General features: G+C 71.7%; 12 protein-coding genes. 7 read left to right on the forward strand and 5 right to left on the reverse strand.

Going from position 1 to position 17,893, the window contains the following annotated elements; genetic code table 11:
* Positions 1-182 precede the first annotated feature (182 nt).
* Complete coding sequence (locus AB0G10_RS38630; RefSeq protein ID WP_360933818.1) at positions 183-971, forward strand: hypothetical protein; 789 nt, start codon at positions 183-185, stop codon at positions 969-971.
* 801 nt (positions 972-1,772) lie between these two features.
* On the opposite strand, the gene AB0G10_RS38635 is transcribed toward AB0G10_RS38630, so the two are convergent.
* The gene (locus AB0G10_RS38635; RefSeq protein ID WP_360933821.1) at positions 1,773-4,778 is read right to left on the reverse strand and encodes a molybdopterin cofactor-binding domain-containing protein; all 3,006 of its coding nucleotides are present in this window, start codon (positions 4,776-4,778) and stop codon (positions 1,773-1,775) included.
* Entirely contained in the window at positions 4,775-5,536 is a 762-nt protein-coding gene (locus tag AB0G10_RS38640) for an FAD binding domain-containing protein (RefSeq protein WP_360933824.1), read from the reverse strand. The genes AB0G10_RS38635 and AB0G10_RS38640 overlap by 4 nt, the downstream gene beginning before the upstream one ends.
* A gap of 169 nt (positions 5,537-5,705) precedes the next feature.
* On the opposite strand from AB0G10_RS38640, the gene AB0G10_RS38645 reads away from it, so the two are divergent.
* The 4 genes from AB0G10_RS38645 to cydC are packed head-to-tail and all read left to right on the forward strand — an operon-like array spanning position 5,706 to position 11,366.
* Positions 5,706-7,088 carry a cytochrome ubiquinol oxidase subunit I gene (locus tag AB0G10_RS38645; protein WP_360933827.1) on the forward strand — a complete coding sequence of 461 codons (1,383 nt, stop codon included), beginning with the start codon at positions 5,706-5,708 and terminating at the stop codon, positions 7,086-7,088.
* Between the two features lie 14 nt (positions 7,089-7,102).
* A complete protein-coding gene (cydB, locus tag AB0G10_RS38650) occupies positions 7,103-8,098 on the forward strand; it encodes a cytochrome d ubiquinol oxidase subunit II (protein WP_360933830.1) in 996 nt (331 codons plus the stop codon).
* Entirely contained in the window at positions 8,095-9,720 is a 1,626-nt protein-coding gene (cydD, locus tag AB0G10_RS38655) for a thiol reductant ABC exporter subunit CydD (protein ID WP_360933833.1), read from the forward strand. The genes cydB and cydD overlap by 4 nt, the downstream gene beginning before the upstream one ends.
* Positions 9,717-11,366, forward strand: a complete 1,650-nt coding sequence (gene cydC, locus AB0G10_RS38660; RefSeq protein WP_360933836.1) for a thiol reductant ABC exporter subunit CydC — start codon at positions 9,717-9,719, stop codon at positions 11,364-11,366. The genes cydD and cydC overlap by 4 nt, the downstream gene beginning before the upstream one ends.
* 201 nt (positions 11,367-11,567) lie before the next feature.
* Here cydC and AB0G10_RS38665 read toward each other — a convergent pair whose 3' ends face one another.
* The gene (locus tag AB0G10_RS38665) at positions 11,568-13,508 is read right to left on the reverse strand and encodes an ATP-binding protein (RefSeq protein ID WP_360933839.1); all 1,941 of its coding nucleotides are present in this window, start codon (positions 13,506-13,508) and stop codon (positions 11,568-11,570) included.
* A gap of 359 nt (positions 13,509-13,867) precedes the next feature.
* Between AB0G10_RS38665 and AB0G10_RS38670 the strand changes: the two genes are divergently transcribed.
* Together AB0G10_RS38670 and AB0G10_RS38675 are read left to right on the forward strand one after the other, a co-directional pair.
* The gene (locus AB0G10_RS38670) at positions 13,868-14,482 is read left to right on the forward strand and encodes a DUF6230 family protein (RefSeq protein WP_360933842.1); all 615 of its coding nucleotides are present in this window, start codon (positions 13,868-13,870) and stop codon (positions 14,480-14,482) included.
* Positions 14,483-14,542: 60 nt separating this feature from the next.
* Positions 14,543-16,027, forward strand: coding sequence for a DUF6114 domain-containing protein (locus tag AB0G10_RS38675; RefSeq protein ID WP_360933845.1), 1,485 nt, complete (start codon positions 14,543-14,545; stop codon positions 16,025-16,027).
* Here the strand turns inward: AB0G10_RS38675 and AB0G10_RS38680 are convergent.
* The gene (locus tag AB0G10_RS38680) at positions 16,014-16,403 is read right to left on the reverse strand and encodes a DUF1992 domain-containing protein (protein WP_360933848.1); all 390 of its coding nucleotides are present in this window, start codon (positions 16,401-16,403) and stop codon (positions 16,014-16,016) included. The two genes, AB0G10_RS38675 and AB0G10_RS38680, sit on opposite strands and share 14 nt — an antisense overlap.
* Before the next feature lie 10 nt (positions 16,404-16,413).
* The gene (locus tag AB0G10_RS38685) at positions 16,414-17,892 is read right to left on the reverse strand and encodes a GGDEF domain-containing protein (protein WP_360933851.1); all 1,479 of its coding nucleotides are present in this window, start codon (positions 17,890-17,892) and stop codon (positions 16,414-16,416) included.
* Between the last annotated feature and the right edge of the window lies 1 nt (position 17,893).

The following is a 17,893-nucleotide window of genomic DNA, read 5'->3' on the forward strand; positions in this document are numbered from 1 at the left end:
CGTCCCCGGTTTTCGCTGAGGCCCACGGCTCGGTCTGTTCGGCATCCTAGGAAGCTAGGTTGATTCATCTCCGGTTTGGGTTTCGCTGAGCGTCCTAGGAGGCTAGGCTGAATTCGCCTGCGGCTCTTCAGCCGCGGACGGACCCGTGCGCAGGTCGCGGCCGCGTCTGCCATGATCCACCGATGACGTACGGGGATCTGACGCTCGACGCCTGGCTCGCCCTCTCCGACGCGGAGGCCGAGCGCACCGCCGCCCGCATCGCCGAGGCCGTCGGTGCGCGGCATGAGGTGCGGGCGCTGCCGGACGGCCGGGCCGGCTTCTTCGAGCGTGAAGGTGTCCGATACGCGTTGGTGCCGGGCGGGACGGTGCGTCTAGGCTTCGATCCGGCCCGTTTCACGCCGTCCGAGCGACAGGTCGCCGGCTTCGCGGAGGCGGCGGCGGAGTTCGGCCTGACCGGTCCGATCGAGCGGTTCATCGCGGGGACCACCTCGCCGGCCCGGCAGGTGACGCTGCCCGCGCTGCTCGTCGCGGTGCACGCCCAGGAGAGCGGGTGGCTGATCCTCGACGACGAAGAGGACGACGGCGACGACGGCCATGACTGGGTGATGGCCGGTCTGCGGCGGCGCGGCCTGCGACCGCCGACGCCGGACGAGTGGGAATACGCGTGCGGCGCCGGCGCCACCACGCTGTTCCGCTGGGGCGACGACCATCCCGAGGGCCAGCCCCTGATCAAGGAACCGAACCGGTTCGGACTGGTGATCGGGCACGACCCGTACCAGTCCGAGTTCACCACGGACCCCGCCGTCTTCTGCGGCGGCGACGGAGGCGCGGCCCTCTGCGGCGGCTCCGGCGAGTTCCTGAGCTGGCTCTCGCTGGCGACCGCCTTCCGCGACCACAACATGGCCGAAGCCGTCTACGACGGTGGCCTCACCGAGGAGACCCCGGTACGCCCGGTCCTGGAACTGCCCTGACGCCCCGAATCCGCCGGTCCGTTTACGCCGGCTCCCGGGTTTCCGCATTCTGAATTACCGGTGGTGGCCTTGGCCGAGGATCTCGGGGGCGAGCAAGAATGACGCATGGCGCAGCTTTCCTTGTTTCCTACAAGACACCTCCGGGATAGGACGCTGCGCCGCAACCATTCACCGGCAGCCGACCGATTCAGGAGCGAACACACCCGCCACCGCGAATGGGGCCTGGCCCAGCGTCACGCGCGACGCCTGCACCAATTGAGCGAGCGCCGCACAGCTCAAGCTCTGAGCCCCGCATCTCCCAACGACGGTCCGGCGCCGCCATCGGTTTCCGGCCGGGGGTCGGCAACTTCCCAGCCGAGACCGGGCGGCCGCCCGACGCGGCCAGCGCGCACCTCCGCACTCCCCAGCGACGGCCTTGCCCCTCCGAGCGACGGCCCGGCGCCTCCAAGCAACGGCCCGGTGCCTCCAAGCGCTGGCCCGGCGGGTCCCAGCGATGGCCCGGCGTCTTCAAGCACTGGCCCGGCGGGTCCCAGCGACGGCCCGGTGACTCTGCAGCCGAGGCCGCGGAGCCACCTGACACGGCGGGCGCGCACAGCCGCACCTCCCGGCGACCGCCCGGCCCCTCCGAGCGACGGCCCGGCGCCTCCAAGCGCTGGCCCGGCGCCTTTGCGGCAGAGACCGGGCGGACCTCGAAATGGCGATTCCATGACCGGTCGTCGACGGGCACCGGCCGAGAGGAATTGCTCAGGAAAGGCGCGCTCCGACGATCGGGGATACCGCCACCACGAACGCGGTCCTCCGTCAAATGGCGCCTTTCTTCTCCTGCAGGGCCAGCCATATGCGGTCGGCCGTGTAGGGGAGATCGGTCATTCTTATTCCCGTGGCGTCCCGGATCGCGTTGGCGAGGGCCGGGGCCACCGGATTGAACGGGCTCTCGCTCATCGACTTGGCGCCGAGCGGGCCGATCGCGTCGGTGGTGTCGGCGAAGTGGACTTCGGTTCGGGGGATGTCGGCGAAGGTGGGGAGGTGGTACTGGCGGAAGGCCGTCGTGGTCACTTCGCCGGTGTCGGAGATGTCGACGTGTTCGGAGAGGGTGGCTCCGATCGCCTGGGCTACGCCGCCTTCGATCTGGCCTCGGAGCTGGGCCGGGTTCATGACGGTGCCGGCGTCGGCGCTGTGGACGCTGCGGAGGATGCGCAGTTCGCCGGTGTCGGGGTCGATCGCTACGCGGAACCACTGGGCGTTGAAGGCCACGGAACGCGGCGTGCCGTCGAAGAAGCCGTGACCGTCGCCGCCGGTGCGCAGGGAGCGGGCGGCGCGCAGGACGGCGCGGCCGGCCACGACCACGCCGGTGGAGGCGAACGCGCCGGTGTCGTGGCTTACCAGGTCGGTGTCGGACTGGCGGATCACCACCTTGTCCGGGGTGGTGGCGAGCTCGTCGGCGACGATCTGGGCGAAGACCGTGGTGCTGCCGTTGCCGAACTCGGCGGTGCCCACCGCGAGCTCGTAACGGCCGCCGCCGAGCGCTTTGACGGTCGCGTCGGCGAAGTGTCCGCCGGGCGGGCCGGACGCGATCATGGCGATCGCCATGCCCTCGCCCACGAGCCAGCCGTCCGGTGCCTCCTCGCCACCGTCCTGCATCGCCGGCACCGGGCCGCCGATCGAGGCCGGGGGCGAAGCGCCGGCGGGAGCGCCGATCGAGGCCGAGGGCGACGCGCCGGCAGGAGCGCCGATCGAGGCCGGGGGCGAAGCGCCGGCGGGAGCGCCGGTTGAGGCCGAGAGCGACGTGCCGGCAGGAGCGCCGGTCAAAGCCGGGGACGACGCCGAAGCCGGGGGCGACGCGGCGGCCGTGGGTTCGGTTGCGGGCAGCGGCGACGCGGCGGGCGGGGCCGGGACCGTGGTTGCGGGCAACGGCGACGCGGCGGGCGGAGCGGCGGGTGCGGACAGTGGCGACGCGGTGGGCGGGACGGTGGGTGAGGAGGGAGGTGAAGTGGTGGCGGAATAGGTCGGGGAGGCTGCTCTGATGTGGGCCAGGCACTGGTCCAGGCCATAGGACGCTATTCCCAGGTCGTCGACGTGGTCGCCGGGGGCTGTCAGGTCGTCGCCTTGGCGGACGACGTTCAGCTCTCGGAAGGTGACCGGGTCGAGGCCGGTCTGGCGGGACAGGTCGTCGAGGACCTGCTCGACGGCGAAGGTGACCTGGCCCAGGCCGTAGCCTCGGAAGGCGCCGGCCGGCACGGTGTTGGTGTAGACCGTCACGGCGTCGGTGCGGATGTTGGCGCATTTGTAGACGGCTACCGTCTCGTGGCAGCCGTGGTGCATCACCGAGGTGCCGTGGTTGCCGTAGGCGCCGGTGTCGACGAGGACGTTGAGTTGGAGGGCGGTCAGTTCGCCGGTGGCGCGGGCGCCGGCCTTGACGGTGACGACGAAGGGGTGCCGGGTGGTGGCGCCGGTGAACTGTTCGGCGCGGGTGTACTCCCACTTCACCGGGCGGCCGGTTCGCAGCACGGCCAGGGCCACCAGGTCCTCGACGAGCATCTCCTGCTTGCCGCCGAAACCGCCGCCCACCCGGCCGGCGATCACCCGGACCCGGTCCTGCGGCAGGTCGTAGAGGCGCGCCACCGCCCGCCGGGTCAGGAACGGCGTCTGCGTGCTCGAGCGCAGCACCAGCCGGCCGTCGTCGTCGAGCCAGCCGACCGCGCCGTGCGTCTCGAGGCTCGCGTGCTGGACGCGGGCCGTCCGGAACGTGCCCGACGACACGAAGTCGGCCTCCGCGAAACCGGCGGCGACATCGCCGAGCGAGGCGTGCAACTCGCCCACGACGTTGTCGGCGGCGCGGGAGATCCCCTCGGGCACTCCCTTGCCGGCGTGGATGACCGGCGCGCCCGCCGCGAGGGCCGCTACCGGGTCGACGACGTGGGGCAGCACCTCGTACTCCACGACCAGCCGGCGGCAACCCTCCTCGGCGGCCGCCTCGGAAGTCGCTACGACAGCGGCCACCCGCTGCCCGACAAATCGCAGTATTTCGTCCAGGACGCGGGTGTCGTAGGGGTCCTCGGCCTCGTTCTCGTGCTGCGCCGTCGAGAAGAGCCGATCCGGAGCGTCTCTGTGCGTCATCACCGCCTCGACACCGGGCACCGCCAGCGCCGCCGCCGCGTCCACCCCGATGATCCGGGCGTGCGCATGAGGAGACCGCAGGACCTTCAAATGCAACAGCCCGGGTACGTCGAGATCGAACGTGTAGCGGGCCACGCCCGTGACGACCTGCGGCCCGGCCGGCGCACCGAGACTCGAGCCGACACTGGACCCGCCGCCGCACGAAGACACAGACGAAGACCCGGCGCCGCAGGAAGACGAGAACGAGGAGGCGTAGGAGGGCACCCCGCACGCTCCTGCGATCGCGTCCGCCACGGCGCGGTATCCCGTACATCTGCAGAGGTTGCCCTTGAGGGCCCTCGGCAGGTCGGCGCGTTGATCGGCGGAGAGCGCGGCCGATGTCATGATCATGCCGGCGGTGCAGAAGCCGCACTGGAATCCCTGCGCGTCGAGGAAGCTCTGCTGGACCGGATGGAGATCGTCGGGTGTGCCGAGCCCCTCGATGGTCGTGACGCGGTGGCCGTCGGCGCGGAATGCCGGATAGACGCAGGAGTGCACCGGCTCGCCGTCGACGTGGACCGTGCAGGCGCCGCAATCGCCCGCGTCGCAGCCCTTCTTCACGCCGAACAGGCCCTCCTCGCGCAGGTAGGTGCGCAGGCACTGGCCGGGTCGCGGCGCGCGGTCGTGGGCCGTCCCGTTGATCTCGATCATGAGAGCTCCGCGAGGATCTGCGCCGCGTAGTGACGGGTGAGGTGCTGCCGCCAGATCGGGCGTCCGTGCACGTCGTCCACGTAGTCGCCGGCCGGGATCGCCGCGAGGTCGTCCGCCGGAAGACGCAGGACATGGGGACGCCGGGTCGCCGCGGTCACGGTCAAGATGACCCCCGCAGAGGAACCCCGCCCGATCAGCAGTGCCGCCGACCGCCCGTGCCGATGCAGCGAGCCCCGGCGACAGGCGTAGCGCGCCGCGAACGACGACGCCGGGATGTGCAGCGACCGCAACAACTCCCCCTCACGCAGCACCGTCGTCCCCTCGCCGGTCACGAACGACGCGGCCGGCACCCGGCGGCCGGCCCCGTCCGGGCCGATCAGCAGCAACGACGCGTCGAGCGCGACGGCCAGCGAGATCATCGGGCCGGCCGGCAGCGCGGCGCAGAGATTCCCGCCGACCGTGGCGACGTTCCAGATCTTGAACGAGGCGAGGAAGGCGTGGCAGCACTGCCGCACGATGGCGTGCCGGCCGAGCCGCTCGTACAGGGCGGCGACCGTGCAGGTGGCGGCGATCTCCACCGAGCCGTCGTCGTGGACGGTGAGCGGTGGCCAGCCCGCGGCGGTGAGGTCGAGCAGACGCCGTACGTCCGGGCGTGGCTCGCCGAACAGCGCGGTCCCGCCGCCCAGCCAGGCGTCGCCGGGCCGCCAGCAGCCGGGAGCGGCCGGGCTGATCACTTCGGTGACGGTGTTCAGATCCACGTTCGTACGCTACGCGCCACGTGTTTCGAATCTTGACGATCCGCGAGCCCGCCCCGGTTACCTGCCGGACACAGTCCCGGGACTTTCGGCCCGGGCCGCGGGCGCCGTTCGCCCCTGATCATCGGGAAGCCGCCGCAGGAGGGTGAGGGGGACTTCGGAAAGGACGCCCGTGGACGCGCTCGATCTCTCGCGGTGGCAGTTCGGCATCACCACCGTGTACCACTATCTCTTCGTACCCCTCACGATCGGGCTGTCCGCCCTGGTCGCCGGCCTGCAGACGGCGTGGGTCCGCACCGGCAAGGAGCACTATCTGCGGGCCACCAGGTTCTGGGGCAAGCTCTTCCTGATCAACTTCGCGATCGGGGTGGTCACCGGCATCGTGCAGGAGTTCCAGTTCGGGATGAACTGGTCGGCGTACTCGCGGTTCGTCGGCGACATCTTCGGCGCCCCGCTCGCCATCGAGGGCCTGCTCGCGTTCTTCCTGGAGTCGACGTTCCTCGGCCTCTGGATCTTCGGCTGGGACAGGCTCCCGAAGAAACTGCACCTCGCGACCATCTGGCTCGCGTCGCTCGGCACCCTGCTGTCGGCCTACTTCATCCTGGCCGCCAACTCCTGGATGCAGCACCCGGTCGGCTGGACCATGGGCGACGGCCGGGCCGAGCTCACCAGCATCGGCGCGGTGCTGACGAACCCGACCACGCTCGTGACGTTCCCGCACACGATCACCGCCTGCTTCCTGACGGCCGGGGCGATGCTGCTCGCGGTGAGCGCCTGGCACCTCAGGAAGGGCGATCAGACCGAGGTCTTCCGGCCCACGATGCGGCTCGGCGCCTGGGTCGTGCTGATCGCCGGCGTCGGCGTGATGATCACCGGTGACATCCAGGCGCGGGTCATGACCGAGCAGCAGCCGATGAAGATGGCCGCGGCCGAGGCGCTCTACGGGACCACCGGAAGCGCCTCGTTCTCGCTCTTCACGGTCGGCTCCCTCGACGGCGGCGAGGAGCTCTACAGCGTCCGCGTCCCGTCGCTGCTCTCCTTCATGGCGACCGGCTCTCCGGACGGCGAGGTCGAGGGCATCGACAACCTTCAGGCAGCGTACGAGGAGAAGTACGGGCCGGGCGACTACCGGCCGATCGTGCCCGTCACCTACTGGTCGTTCCGCTTGATGATCGGGTTCGGCGGGCTGGCGATGCTGATCGCGGCCGCCGCGCTCTGGCTCAACCGGGGCGACCGGCGGCCCCGCGGCCGGTGGTTGTGGATCGCGGCGGTCAGCACGGTCGCGATGCCGCTGCTCGCGAACTCGTTCGGCTGGATCTTCACGGAGATGGGCCGGCAGCCCTGGACCGTCTTCGGGATCTTCAAGACGGCCGAGTCGGGGTCGCCGTCGGTCTCGACCGGGGAGGCCGCCACCGGACTGATCGTGCTGACGGTCCTCTACGGGATCCTCGCGGTGATCGAGTTCGGCCTCTTCGTCAAGTACGCCAAAGCGGGCGCACCGCCGATAGAGCCCGAGCCTCATGAAGAGGACAAACCGCTCGCCTTCGCCTACTGACCTCGGGGCTGGAAATGGAACTCACCACCGTCTGGTTTCTCCTCATCGGCGTCCTCTGGGCCGGCTACTTCCTCCTCGAGGGCTTCGACTTCGGCGTCGGCATCCTGCTCCCGGTGGTCGGCCGGGACGACCGCTCCCGCCGCCTCGCCATCAACACGATCGGCCCGGTCTGGGACGCCAACGAGGTCTGGGTCCTGGTCGCCGGCGGCGCCACCTTCGCGGCCTTCCCCGAGTGGTACGCCACCCTCTTCTCCGGCTTCTTCCTGCCCCTGCTGATCATCCTGGTCGCGCTGATCGTCCGCGGTCTCGCCTTCGAATACCGGGGCAAGCGCCCGGAGGCCTCCTGGAAGCGGCGCTGGGACCTGGCGATCTTCTGGGGCAGCCTGATCCCGGCGTTCCTCTGGGGCGTCGCGTTCGGCAACATCCTGCGCGGCGTTCCGATCGACGCGAACCACGAGTACGCGGGCGGGTTCGTCAACCTGCTCAACCCGTACGCCTTGCTCGGCGGCCTGACCACGCTGTCGCTCTTCACCCTGCACGGCGCGGTCTTCCTGGCGTTGAAGACCGACGGCCCGATGCGCGACCAGGCCGGCCGTCTCGCCGCCCGCCTCGCCCTCGCAGCAGTGCCGATCGCCGCCGCGTTCCTGATCTGGACCGGTCTCACCCACGGGGACGGCGGGGGTGTCGCGCTCTCCGTCCTGGCGGCGCTCGCCCTGGCAGGGGCCGTGGTGGCGACCCGGGCACGCCGGGAGGGCTGGGCCTTCACGGCCACCGGCGCGACGATCCTGCTGGCCGTGGCGGCGCTGTTCGTGACGCTGTTCCCGGACGTGATGCCGTCCACCCTCGACGCCGCCAACAGCCTCACCGTGACGAACGCGGCCTCCACCCCGTACACATTGAAGGTCATGACGTGGGTGGCCGTCTGCTTCACCCCGATCGTGCTGCTCTACCAGGGCTGGACGTACTGGGTGTTCCGCAAGCGCCTCACCCTGAAGGACATCCCGGCGTGAAGCCCCTCGACCCCCGCCTGCTCCGGTACGCCCGGGCCACCCGGGCGTACCTGGCGGCCACCGTCGTCCTCGGCGCCTGCCAGGCCGCGCTGCTGATCGCGCAGGCCGTCCTCCTCGCCGGCGCGATCACGGCGGTGTTCCTGTCCTCCGGCGAGGTGCGGATCATGCCCTTGATCGCCGTCGTGGCGGCCCGCGCGCTGGTCGCCTGGCTGCAGGAGGTCGCGTCGGCCCGCTCGGCGGCCGCCGTCAAGAGCGAGCTGCGCCGCCGCCTGCTCACTCACCTCGCGGCGCTGGGCCCCGGCCACCGCAGGCCAGCCGGCGAGATGGCCGCCCTCGCCGGTCACGGCCTGGACGCGCTCGACGACTACTTCGCCCGCTACCTGCCGCAGCTGGTGCTCGCCGTGCTGGTCCCGGGCCTGCTGCTGCTCCGCCTGCTCCCCGCCGATCTGGTCGCGACCGTCACGATCGCGGTGACGCTGCCGCTCATCCCGCTCTTCATGGCCCTGGTCGGGATGCACACCGAGGCGCAGAACCGCCGCCGGTTCCGGCTGCTCGCCCGCCTCTCCCACCACTTCCTCGACGTGGTGGCCGGCCTGCCCACGCTCAAGCTCTTCGGCCGGGCCCGCGCGCAGGCCGCGATCATCGCGCGGATCAGCGAGGACCAGCGCCGGCAGACCATGCGCACGCTCCGGACGGCCTTCCTGTCCTCGCTGGTCCTGGAGCTGCTCGCCACCCTCTCGGTGGCGCTCGTCGCGGTCGGCATCGGCCTCCGCCTGGTCACCGGCGACCTCGATCTCGCGACCGCGCTGCTCGTGCTGATCCTCGCCCCCGAGGCGTACCGCCCGCTGCGCGAGGTCGGCGCGCACTACCACGCGAGCGCCGAGGGCCTGGCCGCCGCCGAGGAGGTCTTCGCGGTCCTGGAGACGCCCCTGCCCGCGACGGGCTCCTGCGCTCCGGCGACCGGCGTGATCGCGTTCGAGGACGTCGAGGTGCGCTTCCCGGACCGCGCCGAGCCGGCCCTGCGCCTCACCGCGACGATCGCTCCGGGCGAGGTGGTGGCGCTCACCGGCACGTCCGGCTGCGGCAAGTCGACGGCGCTGAACGTCCTGCTCGGCTTCGTCACTCCGACGACGGGTCGCGTCACCGTCGATGGCATCCCGCTGTCCGATTTCGATCCAGCGGCTTGGCGCCGCGGGATCGCGTGGGTCCCGCAGCGCCCGCACCTTTTCGCTGCGTCCGTGTACGAGAACATCGACCTCACCGCCGGATCGGACCCCGTCCTGGTCGAGGCGGCCGCCGAGCGCGCCGGGGCCGCGGCCTTCATCCGGGAACTGCCGGACGGGTTCGGCACCGTGCTCGGCGACGCCGGGACCGGCCTCTCCGCGGGTCAGCGCCAGCGGATCGCGCTCGCCCGGGCCTTCCTGCGGGACGCCCCGATCGTGCTGCTCGACGAGCCGACCGCGAACCTCGACGCCGACACGGCCGCCTCCGTCATGGACGCGATCCGCCGCCTGGCCGCCGGCCGCACCGTGCTGATCGCCGCCCACCGTCCGGAACTGATCGCCCTGGCCGACCGTGCGATCGACCTCTCCCACCCGCGGATCCCGGCAGGTGTGGCATGAGCGGCAGTGCTTTCACCCCGTACACGATCATGAAGCCCGCGGCGGGCCGCCTGGGTCTCGCCCTGCTCGCCGGAGTCGGCGCCGCCGGCGCCGCGATCGCCCTGACCGCCTGCTCGGCCTGGCTGATCTCGCGGGCCGCGCTGCATCCGCCGGTGCTGCACCTCATGGTCGCGATCGTGGCGGTGCGGGCGTGCGGGCTGAGCCGGGGCGTCTTCCGCTACCTGGAACGGCTGATCGGGCACGACGCCGCGTTCCGGATCCTCGGCGACGTGCGGGTGCGGCTCTACACCCGGCTCGAACGGCTCGCCCCGGCCGGACTCGCCGACTTCCGCCGCGCCGACCTGGCACAGCGGCTCGCCGCCGACGTCGACGCGGTCCTCGACCTGGTCACCCGGGTGGTCCTCCCCTACGCCGTCGCGGCGGTGACCGGCCTCGCGTCGGTGCTGGTGGTGGGCGCTCTCGTGCCGGCCGCAGGGGCGGCGCTCGCCCTCGGGCTGACCGTCGTCGCGATCGGGGTGCCGCTGCTGCAGCGTGCGGCGGCGCGGCGTGCCGACGGGCGGCTCGCGCCGCTGCGCGGCGAGCTCACCACCGCGGTGGTCGATCTGCTGCACGGGCTTGCGGACCTTTCCGCGTACGGGGCCACGCGCGCCCGCCTCGCCGGCCTCGCCGGGGTCGACGCCCGGCTCACCGCCGCCGGCCGCCGATCCGCCTTCGCGGCCGGGCTGTCGTCCGCCGTCACGGTGCTGACCAGCGGCCTGTGCGTGATCGCCGGGCTGGTGGCCGGCGCCGTGGCGGTGCGGTCCGGCGCGATGCCCGGGGAACTGCTGGCGCTCGTCGTGCTGACACCGCTCGCCGTGTTCGAGGTGGCAGCGCCGCTGCCGGTGGCGGCCCGGACGTACGCGGCGGCGCGGGCCTCGCTGCGCCGGCTGAACGAGGTGTGTGCCGCGCCGGATCCGCTGACGTCCACGGCCCGATGCGTTCCCGGGAGCGCGCTCTTCCGGGCCGTTCCCGAGATCCGCCTCGAAGGGGTCACCGCCGGGTGGGTGGCCGGGCGGACCGCGGTCCGGGACGTCGACCTCGTGCTGCCGGCCGGCGGCCGGGTCGCCCTGACCGGGCCGAGCGGCTCCGGCAAGAGCACCGTGGCGGCCCTGCTCGTCCGGTTCCTCGACCCGCGCGCCGGCCGGGTCACGATGGACGGCGTCGACCTGCGGGACATCCCCGCCGACCGGGTCCGGGAGGTGGTCGGGTACCTGCCCGAGGACGCCCACCTCTTCGACACCACGATCGGCGGCAACCTCCGGGTGGCCCGCCCGGACGCCACCGGCGACGCGATCCGGGCCGCGCTGCGGGCCGCCCGGCTGCTCGACTGGGTGGAGACCCTCCCGGACGGCCTCGGCACCCTCGTCGGGGAGCACGGGATGGCGCTCTCCGGCGGTCAGCGGCGGCGGCTCGCCCTGGCCCGGATGCTGCTCAGCGACGCGAAGGTGCTCGTCTTCGACGAACCCACCGAGCACCTCGACGACGAGACGGCGGGCGCCCTGACCCGGGACCTGCTCGCGGCGGCAGGCGACCGTACCGTCCTGCTGATCACCCACCGCACCGGCGACCTGGCCGGCCACGCGGTGGTCACCCTCACCGCCCCCTGACCACCTCCCAGCGTGTTGACTTCCGGCGCAATCCGCACCCCAACCCAACACGCAACACTCGACCCCCCATCGCGTGTTGAGTTCCGGCACAATCCGCACCCCAACCCAACACGCAACAGTCGACCCGCCCTCGCGTGTTGAGTTCCGGCGCGATCCGCACCCGAACTCAACACGCGATGAGGGCGTGATGAGCGGACGCGGTCAGCCGACGGTCAGGGCGTCCGGCAGGGCGTCCGGCACCGGGGCGGTCACGGCCGGCAGGGTCAGGGTGAAGGTGCTGCCCCGGCCCACCACGGACTGGACGGCGATCGTCCCGTTGTGGTCGGTCACGATGTCCCGGACGATGGCGAGGCCCAGCCCCGGCCCCTGGACCGCCTGGTCGACCGCGTTGCCGGCCCGGTGGAACGGGGTGAAAAGGCCCGGCACGTCCTCGGCCGGGATGCCGATGCCGGTGTCGGTGACGGCCACCGAGACGCTGTGCTCGCCGGCGCTCAGGGAGCAGCGGACACTGCCGCCGGACGGGGTGAACTTGATGGCGTTCTCCATGAGCTTGCGCAGCGCCCGCTGGAGCTGGATGCGGTCGCCCATGACCCAGCACTCCTCCGCCTCGAAGCTGACCGTCAGCTCCTTGGCCCGCGCCGCGTTCTCCAGCTCGGTGTGCACGGTGCCGGCGATCTCGGCCAGGTCGAGCGGTTCGGTGGAGACCTCGCTGCCCGCCTCCGGCCGGTCCAGCAGGACCAGGTCGGCGATCGTGTCGTGCAGGCGGTGGGCGTTGCGCATGATCGCGCTGAGCGAGCGCTTCCGCATCGGGCTCAGGTCGTCGGCGTCCTCGGTGAGCATCTCGGTGTAGCCGAGGATGCTGGTGAGCGGGGTGCGCAGCTCGTGCGTGACGGTCTGGATGAAGACGTCCTTGCGGTGGTCGAGCATCCGCAGCTCGGTGATCAGGCGGGCCTGGCGGTACTGCAGGGTGAGCTGGCGCAGCACCCGCTCGATCGCACCGCCCACGCCGGTGAGCAGGCGGCGCTCGCCGTCCGACCACTCGGTCGTGCCGGGCCGGCTGACCCGCAGATATCCGGCCTCGCAGTCGGCGTCACCGCCGATGGTGACGCCGAGCGCGCCGTCGCCGAAGTCCTTCACCCGTCCCGGGCCGCCGGTGAGCAGGTCGGACACCATCGCCTCGGGGAGCTCGGGCACGCCGGCCGGCCAGTGCACCTGGACCGGGCCGGTCCCCGGGATGGCGAGCACGCAGTGCACCGTGCCGGAGCCGACGGCCACGCCGATCAGCTCGGCGATGCGCTGGACCGAGACGGTCGGCTCGCGCAGATCCTGCAGCTCCGCCGCGACCGCCTGGCGCAGGCCGGCCCGCGCCGACCGGGCCTGCTCGGCGGCGAGCAGCTCCTCGGTCTGGGCGGCCAGGTCGTTGAGGGCCTCGGCGACGGTCCGCAGCTCCTCGGCGCCGGCCGGCTCGGCGCGCGCCGAGCGGTCGCCCTCGGCCAGATGCCGGATCGTGCGGCCGAGCCGGGCGAGCGGGACGAGCACGTGGCGGCGGGCGGTCCGGACCACGGCGTAGGCGACGGCCACGATGGCGAGAAGGAGCAGGACCGAGACGGTGGTCACGGTACGGGTGGCGCCGGCGCCGGCCTTCTTGTCGGCCCGCAACTCCGCGTTGATCGTCTCGCCGACCGCCTCGTTGACCAGGCGGAGCTCGTCGAACATCTGCTTGCCGCGGGCCGCGGTCTCGTCGGTGACCCCGGTGTCGCCGGCCGTCGCTATCGGCGTGGCGTAGTCGTTGAGCCAGCCGTAGACGACGGTGCGCTCCCGCTCCAGCATCGTGCGCACCGCGTCGTCGCGGGTGCCGGCCGCCACCTCGTCGAGGGCGGCGAGCGCGGCGTTGCGGCCGGTCACGTAGGGCTCGAGGAACGACCGGTCGCCGGTGAGCTGGAAGCCCCGGATACCGGTCTCGGCGTCGGTCATCTGCTGCAGGACGCGCTCGTTCGCGAACCAGGCGCCGGTGATCCGGGCGACCCGGTGCTCGTTGTCGGTGTGGATCCGGCCGCCGACCGCGAACTGCACCACGAGGAACGCCACGAAGAGCAGTACCAGGGCAGCGAAGCCCAGATTGAGACGTCGCTGCACGCTCATGGCCGGCGCTCCTCGCGAGCGTTCATGTAACCCCGATCGGCAGGAAGGTGCCGTCTCCTAAGTAGGTGCGGCAGATCAAATGCCACTCAGCAAGTATTCAGCTTCGTTATCAAGTCGTGACAATCGACCTCTTGCGTACCCGGGGTAACGGGTAACTCGGCCGCCCGAAAGGTTTTGTCGGAAATATCGGACAGATGGGTGGCGCAGATCACCCTCCGTCATGTTGATCAAAGTGATCTGGGTTACTGACTGGTAGCCGGACCTCTTGTCGTGGCCGGTCGTCAGCGGCAACATTTCCGGCACATTACGGCCGCAGCATCGACGTCGCTGACTGGCCGGAAGCCTTTCGAGGAGGTTCCGTGAAGGATGCGCAAAGCGCTCCGGCGTACGGGCGTACCAACTGGCGCCGGTTCGCCGTGGCGGTGGGCGTGCCGGCGGTCGTCGCCGGTGGCCTGGTCCTCGCGCTGGCCAACGGCGCGCTCGCCGCGAACTTCACCATCGCCGGCGAGCAGTTCAAGCTGTCCGCCAGCAAGCTGGTGGGCAACGGCTTCACCCAGTACAGCGGCGAGCTCGAGACCAAGGACGGCACGGTACAGGCCGCGATGTCCGGCATCGAGAGGGCCACGCTGAACGACCTCTGCCAGTCGGTGGCGGTCGGCCCGGTCACCCTGCGGATCGAGGCGGGCGACGACCCCGCGCACCCGGTCAAGGCCGAGAACCTGCTGATCGGCATGTCCTCGCTCGGTGGCGACGCCACGTTCGAGGAGATCCAGATCGGGCTGGACGCCGGCACCCTCGACCGGGCGCAGGACGAGGCCAAGGGTGAGTCCGGCGCGTTCGGCCAGCAGGCGAAGACGGTCACCATCAACAACCTGCGCCAGCAGGCGTACTACACCTCGGCCTCGACCTTCACGTTGAACGGCATGAGCCTCAAGCTCCACGTCGGCGGCAAGCACGAGTGCTACTACGAGTGAGTTCTCCGGGCCTGCGGGGCACTGCCCCGCGGGCTTCCCCCTGCCATCAGTGGAGGATGCGTGTCGGCGGCGAGTTTCCGGAAGTGGCGGCGTGAACGGCCCTTCTGGGGCGGGTTGTTCCTGATCCTGTCCGGCCTGGAGATGTTCCTCAGCGCCAACATGGCCCTGGACAACATCGAGATCCACATCGGGCCGCAGGGCTTCCTGTCGTATCTGATCCCGACGCTGCTGCTGATCAGCGGGGCGCTGGCCTGGTTCAGCCCGGCGCAGCGGCTGTTCTACGGGGTGATCGGGACGCTGACGGCGCTCTACTCGTTCATCGGGCTCAACCTCGGCGGCTGGATCGCCGGGATGATCCTCGGGATCGTCGGCGGCGCGCTGGTGATCGCCTGGACGCCACCGCCGGTCACGCCGGGCTCCCCGGAGGGCGATCCCGGGGCGCCGGTGCACGACAGCGGCGAGCCGACCACCGAGTTCCCGCCGGTCGTCAGCGACCCGGCGATCGTCCCCGGCCTCGACGACGTCCCCGGGCCCGCGGGCGGGGATCACGGGCCGCGGCATCGGTCGATGCGGCGCAGGGCGCTGATCCTGATCGCGCCTCTGCTGCTCGCCGCGGCCGTGGTGGGCGGCGGGGACATGCCCGCCGACGCGGCGCCGGACTGCCCGGAGGGCCTGCCCTCGCGGACCGCCACACCCTCGCCGTCGACAGCCGCCTCCAAGAAGAAGGCCGCCACCGCCGCTCCTGCGAAGAAGAAGGCGTCCGCCTCCCCGTCCGCTTCGTCGCCGCCGTCCGCTTCATCGTCGCCGTCCGCTTCGTCGTCGCCGGCAGCGAGCCCCAGCGCCGAGACCGAGGAGAAGAGCGACACTCCGATCCTCGACGGCATCAACGACGTCATCGAGGGCATCAACGACGGCCTGAACGACCTCTTCGATCCGGACGATCCGCCGTCACCGTCACCGTCCTCCTCGGTGGCGCCGTCGGCGAAACCAGCGCCGTCGGAGAAACCGGCGCCGTCGGAGAAACCGGCGCCATCGGAGAAACCGGCGCCATCGAAGGAACCAGCGCCGTCGGCGAAGCCGGAGGAGATCCCCTGCCTCGGCGCCCGCCAGGAGGGCCTGGTCGCCGACCCCGGCGACATCCCGCGCGCCGGCGTGAAGCCCGGCGTCCTGAAGACGAAGTCGCTAACCATGTACGACTCGACGTACGAGGGCGTGGTCGACGTCCCGACCGCGAACGGGCCGGTCAAGAGCCTTTTCTTCAGCATGGACAAGGCCGTGAACAAGCCGTTCAGCCTCGCGATCGCCGAGCCGAACGGCAGGACCACGCTGATCGAGAGCGGCGAGCTGACCACCGACGGGAACGTCGAGTTCTACTCCCCCCGGTTCCAGGGCAAGCTCTTCGGGCTGATCCCGGTGACCTTCACCCCGGAGCAGCCGCCGCCGCTGACCCTGCCGGTCCTCTGGTTCACCGACGTGACGATCGACCTCGCCTACGTCCAGTGCGACGTGCTCACCGCGAAGCCGATCAGCATCAACGAGGTCTAGCGGCCTTCCACGCGGCGACCACCTCGTCGGCGTCGAAGAGCGGCAGCACCACGGGCGGCCCGTCGATCAGCCCGCGGCGGCACTTGTCGATCCGCTCGTTCAGCTCGGCCACGTGCTGCCGCACGAAAGCCTCCGCGCCCAGCCTGGCGACCGTCTCCGGAAGATCCTCGGCGGCCCGCCGCACGGCCAGGCTCGGCGGGATCACCCCGGCGGTACCGCCCTCGCGGCGCACCCAGTCCTTCACCCACCAGTCCTCGTCGTAGTCCTCGCCGTGACCCGCGAGCGGCTTGCCGGTCCCGGCCAGGTTGTCGAACTCGCCCCGCTCGGTGGCCTCGCGCAGCTGCCGGTCGATCGACGACTCGTACCAGTGCACCATGGGTTCGATGTTAGGCCGGGGTCGCCGAATGCCGGTGGATCGTGCCCTTGCCGGCGGCCTTCGCGGCGTACATGGCGGTGTCCGCCTGCCGCAGCAGCGCGCTGATCCCGACCCGCTCGCCGCGCCGGGTGGTGGCCACCCCGATGCTGCCGCCCACCTTCACCTGGTGGCCCTGGACGATCATCGGCTGGGCGAGCCGGCGCAGCAGCCGGTCGGCGAGCACGGCGGCCCGCGGACCGGCGTCGATCAGCAGGATCGCGAACTCGTCGCCGCCGCACCGGCAGATCAGGTCGGTGCCGCGCAGCTCGCCCCGGAGCCGGTGGGCGATGGTGACCAGCACGTCGTCGCCGGCCGCGTGCCCGAGCGTGTCGTTCACCGGTTTGAAGCCGTCCAGGTCGATGACGATGGCGCAGGCCTCGAGGTATCCGGCGGTGAGCCGCGCGGCCGCCCGGCTGTCGAACGCGGACCGGTTCAGCAGGCCGGTCAGCGGATCGTGGTGGGCCTGATAGGCGAGGGCCTGCCGCTGCTGCTCCAGGGTGACGGTGAGCCGGCCGACCGTGACGAGGGTGAGGAACTGCCGCAGCAGCACCAGGGAGAAGCTGCTGAGCAGCAGCCAGATCAGCACCTCGCCGAGCTCGCCGTCGGTGAGCTGCCGGCCCGCCGCGACCCCGACCGCGGTGGCGACCGGGATGTACGGGAGCAGCGCCCACGGGCTGAACACCAGCTGCTCCACGCCGTCGGTGCCGGGCCGGGAGACGGCGAGCCTGCTGGACACGGCCATCACCCACGCGCCGAGGACGTACCCGGCGCCGACCCCGTTGGCCCACCACGGCTCGCCGGCCACCCCGTTGCGGATCGAGACGAGCAGGGTGATCGCCTGCACCAGGGCCGCGAACGCGAGGAGCTGCTGCGCGCTCGCCTGCCGGCCGCGCTCCGAGGCCGCCAGGGTCACCAGCGCGACCGCCGCCCCGAAACCGAGCACCACCACGATCGTCATGGCGTACCCGGAGAAGGCGGTCTCGGCGCCCGCGACCTGCTGCTCCTCCATCGGCGGCAGGAATTCGCGGACCAGCGCGAGGAACGCTCCGGACACCGCGGCCACGTCGATGATCTGCCGGGCCGCGGCGATGCCGCGCAGGCGCGGGCCTGCGAGAACCATGGCGATGGGTACGAGGACCGCCGCGAGCGTCGACAGCACGACGGCCGGAGCAGCGGCCCATTCGACGCCGAGCACATCCACCAGGAACAGGAAGTTCGACGCCGACCACGACGCGCAGGCCGCCGCCCCGAACCCGAAGGCCAGCTGGATCCGCGGCGGGTTGACGGTGTCCCGGGCCCGGGCCCGGTAGTTGACCGCCGCATAGCCACTGAGGACCGTGATGATCACATCGGAGAGCGCGTATCCGGCGGTCTCCGGCAGGATGAGGTGCAGAGCCTGCACGACGGTCGCGAGCGCGAGACCCGCCAGCAATGCGATACGCAGTGGCATG

It is taken from the genome of Actinoplanes sp. NPDC023714 (assembly GCF_040639855.1).
Lineage (GTDB): Bacteria > Actinomycetota > Actinomycetes > Mycobacteriales > Micromonosporaceae > Actinoplanes.

Excerpts from the sequence above, each read along its gene's own strand:
- AB0G10_RS38630 (WP_360933818.1), top strand. The coding sequence starts at position 183 with ATGACGTACGGGGATCTGACGCTCGACGCCTGGCTCGCCCTCTCCGAC.
- AB0G10_RS38635 (WP_360933821.1), bottom strand. The coding sequence starts at position 4,778 with ATGATCGAGATCAACGGGACGGCCCACGACCGCGCGCCGCGACCCGGC.
- cydB (WP_360933830.1), top strand. The coding sequence starts at position 7,103 with ATGGAACTCACCACCGTCTGGTTTCTCCTCATCGGCGTCCTCTGGGCC.
- cydC (WP_360933836.1), top strand. The coding sequence starts at position 9,717 with ATGAGCGGCAGTGCTTTCACCCCGTACACGATCATGAAGCCCGCGGCG.
- AB0G10_RS38665 (WP_360933839.1), bottom strand. The coding sequence starts at position 13,508 with ATGAGCGTGCAGCGACGTCTCAATCTGGGCTTCGCTGCCCTGGTACTG.
- AB0G10_RS38680 (WP_360933848.1), bottom strand. The coding sequence starts at position 16,403 with ATGGTGCACTGGTACGAGTCGTCGATCGACCGGCAGCTGCGCGAGGCC.
- AB0G10_RS38685 (WP_360933851.1), bottom strand. The coding sequence starts at position 17,892 with ATGCCACTGCGTATCGCATTGCTGGCGGGTCTCGCGCTCGCGACCGTC.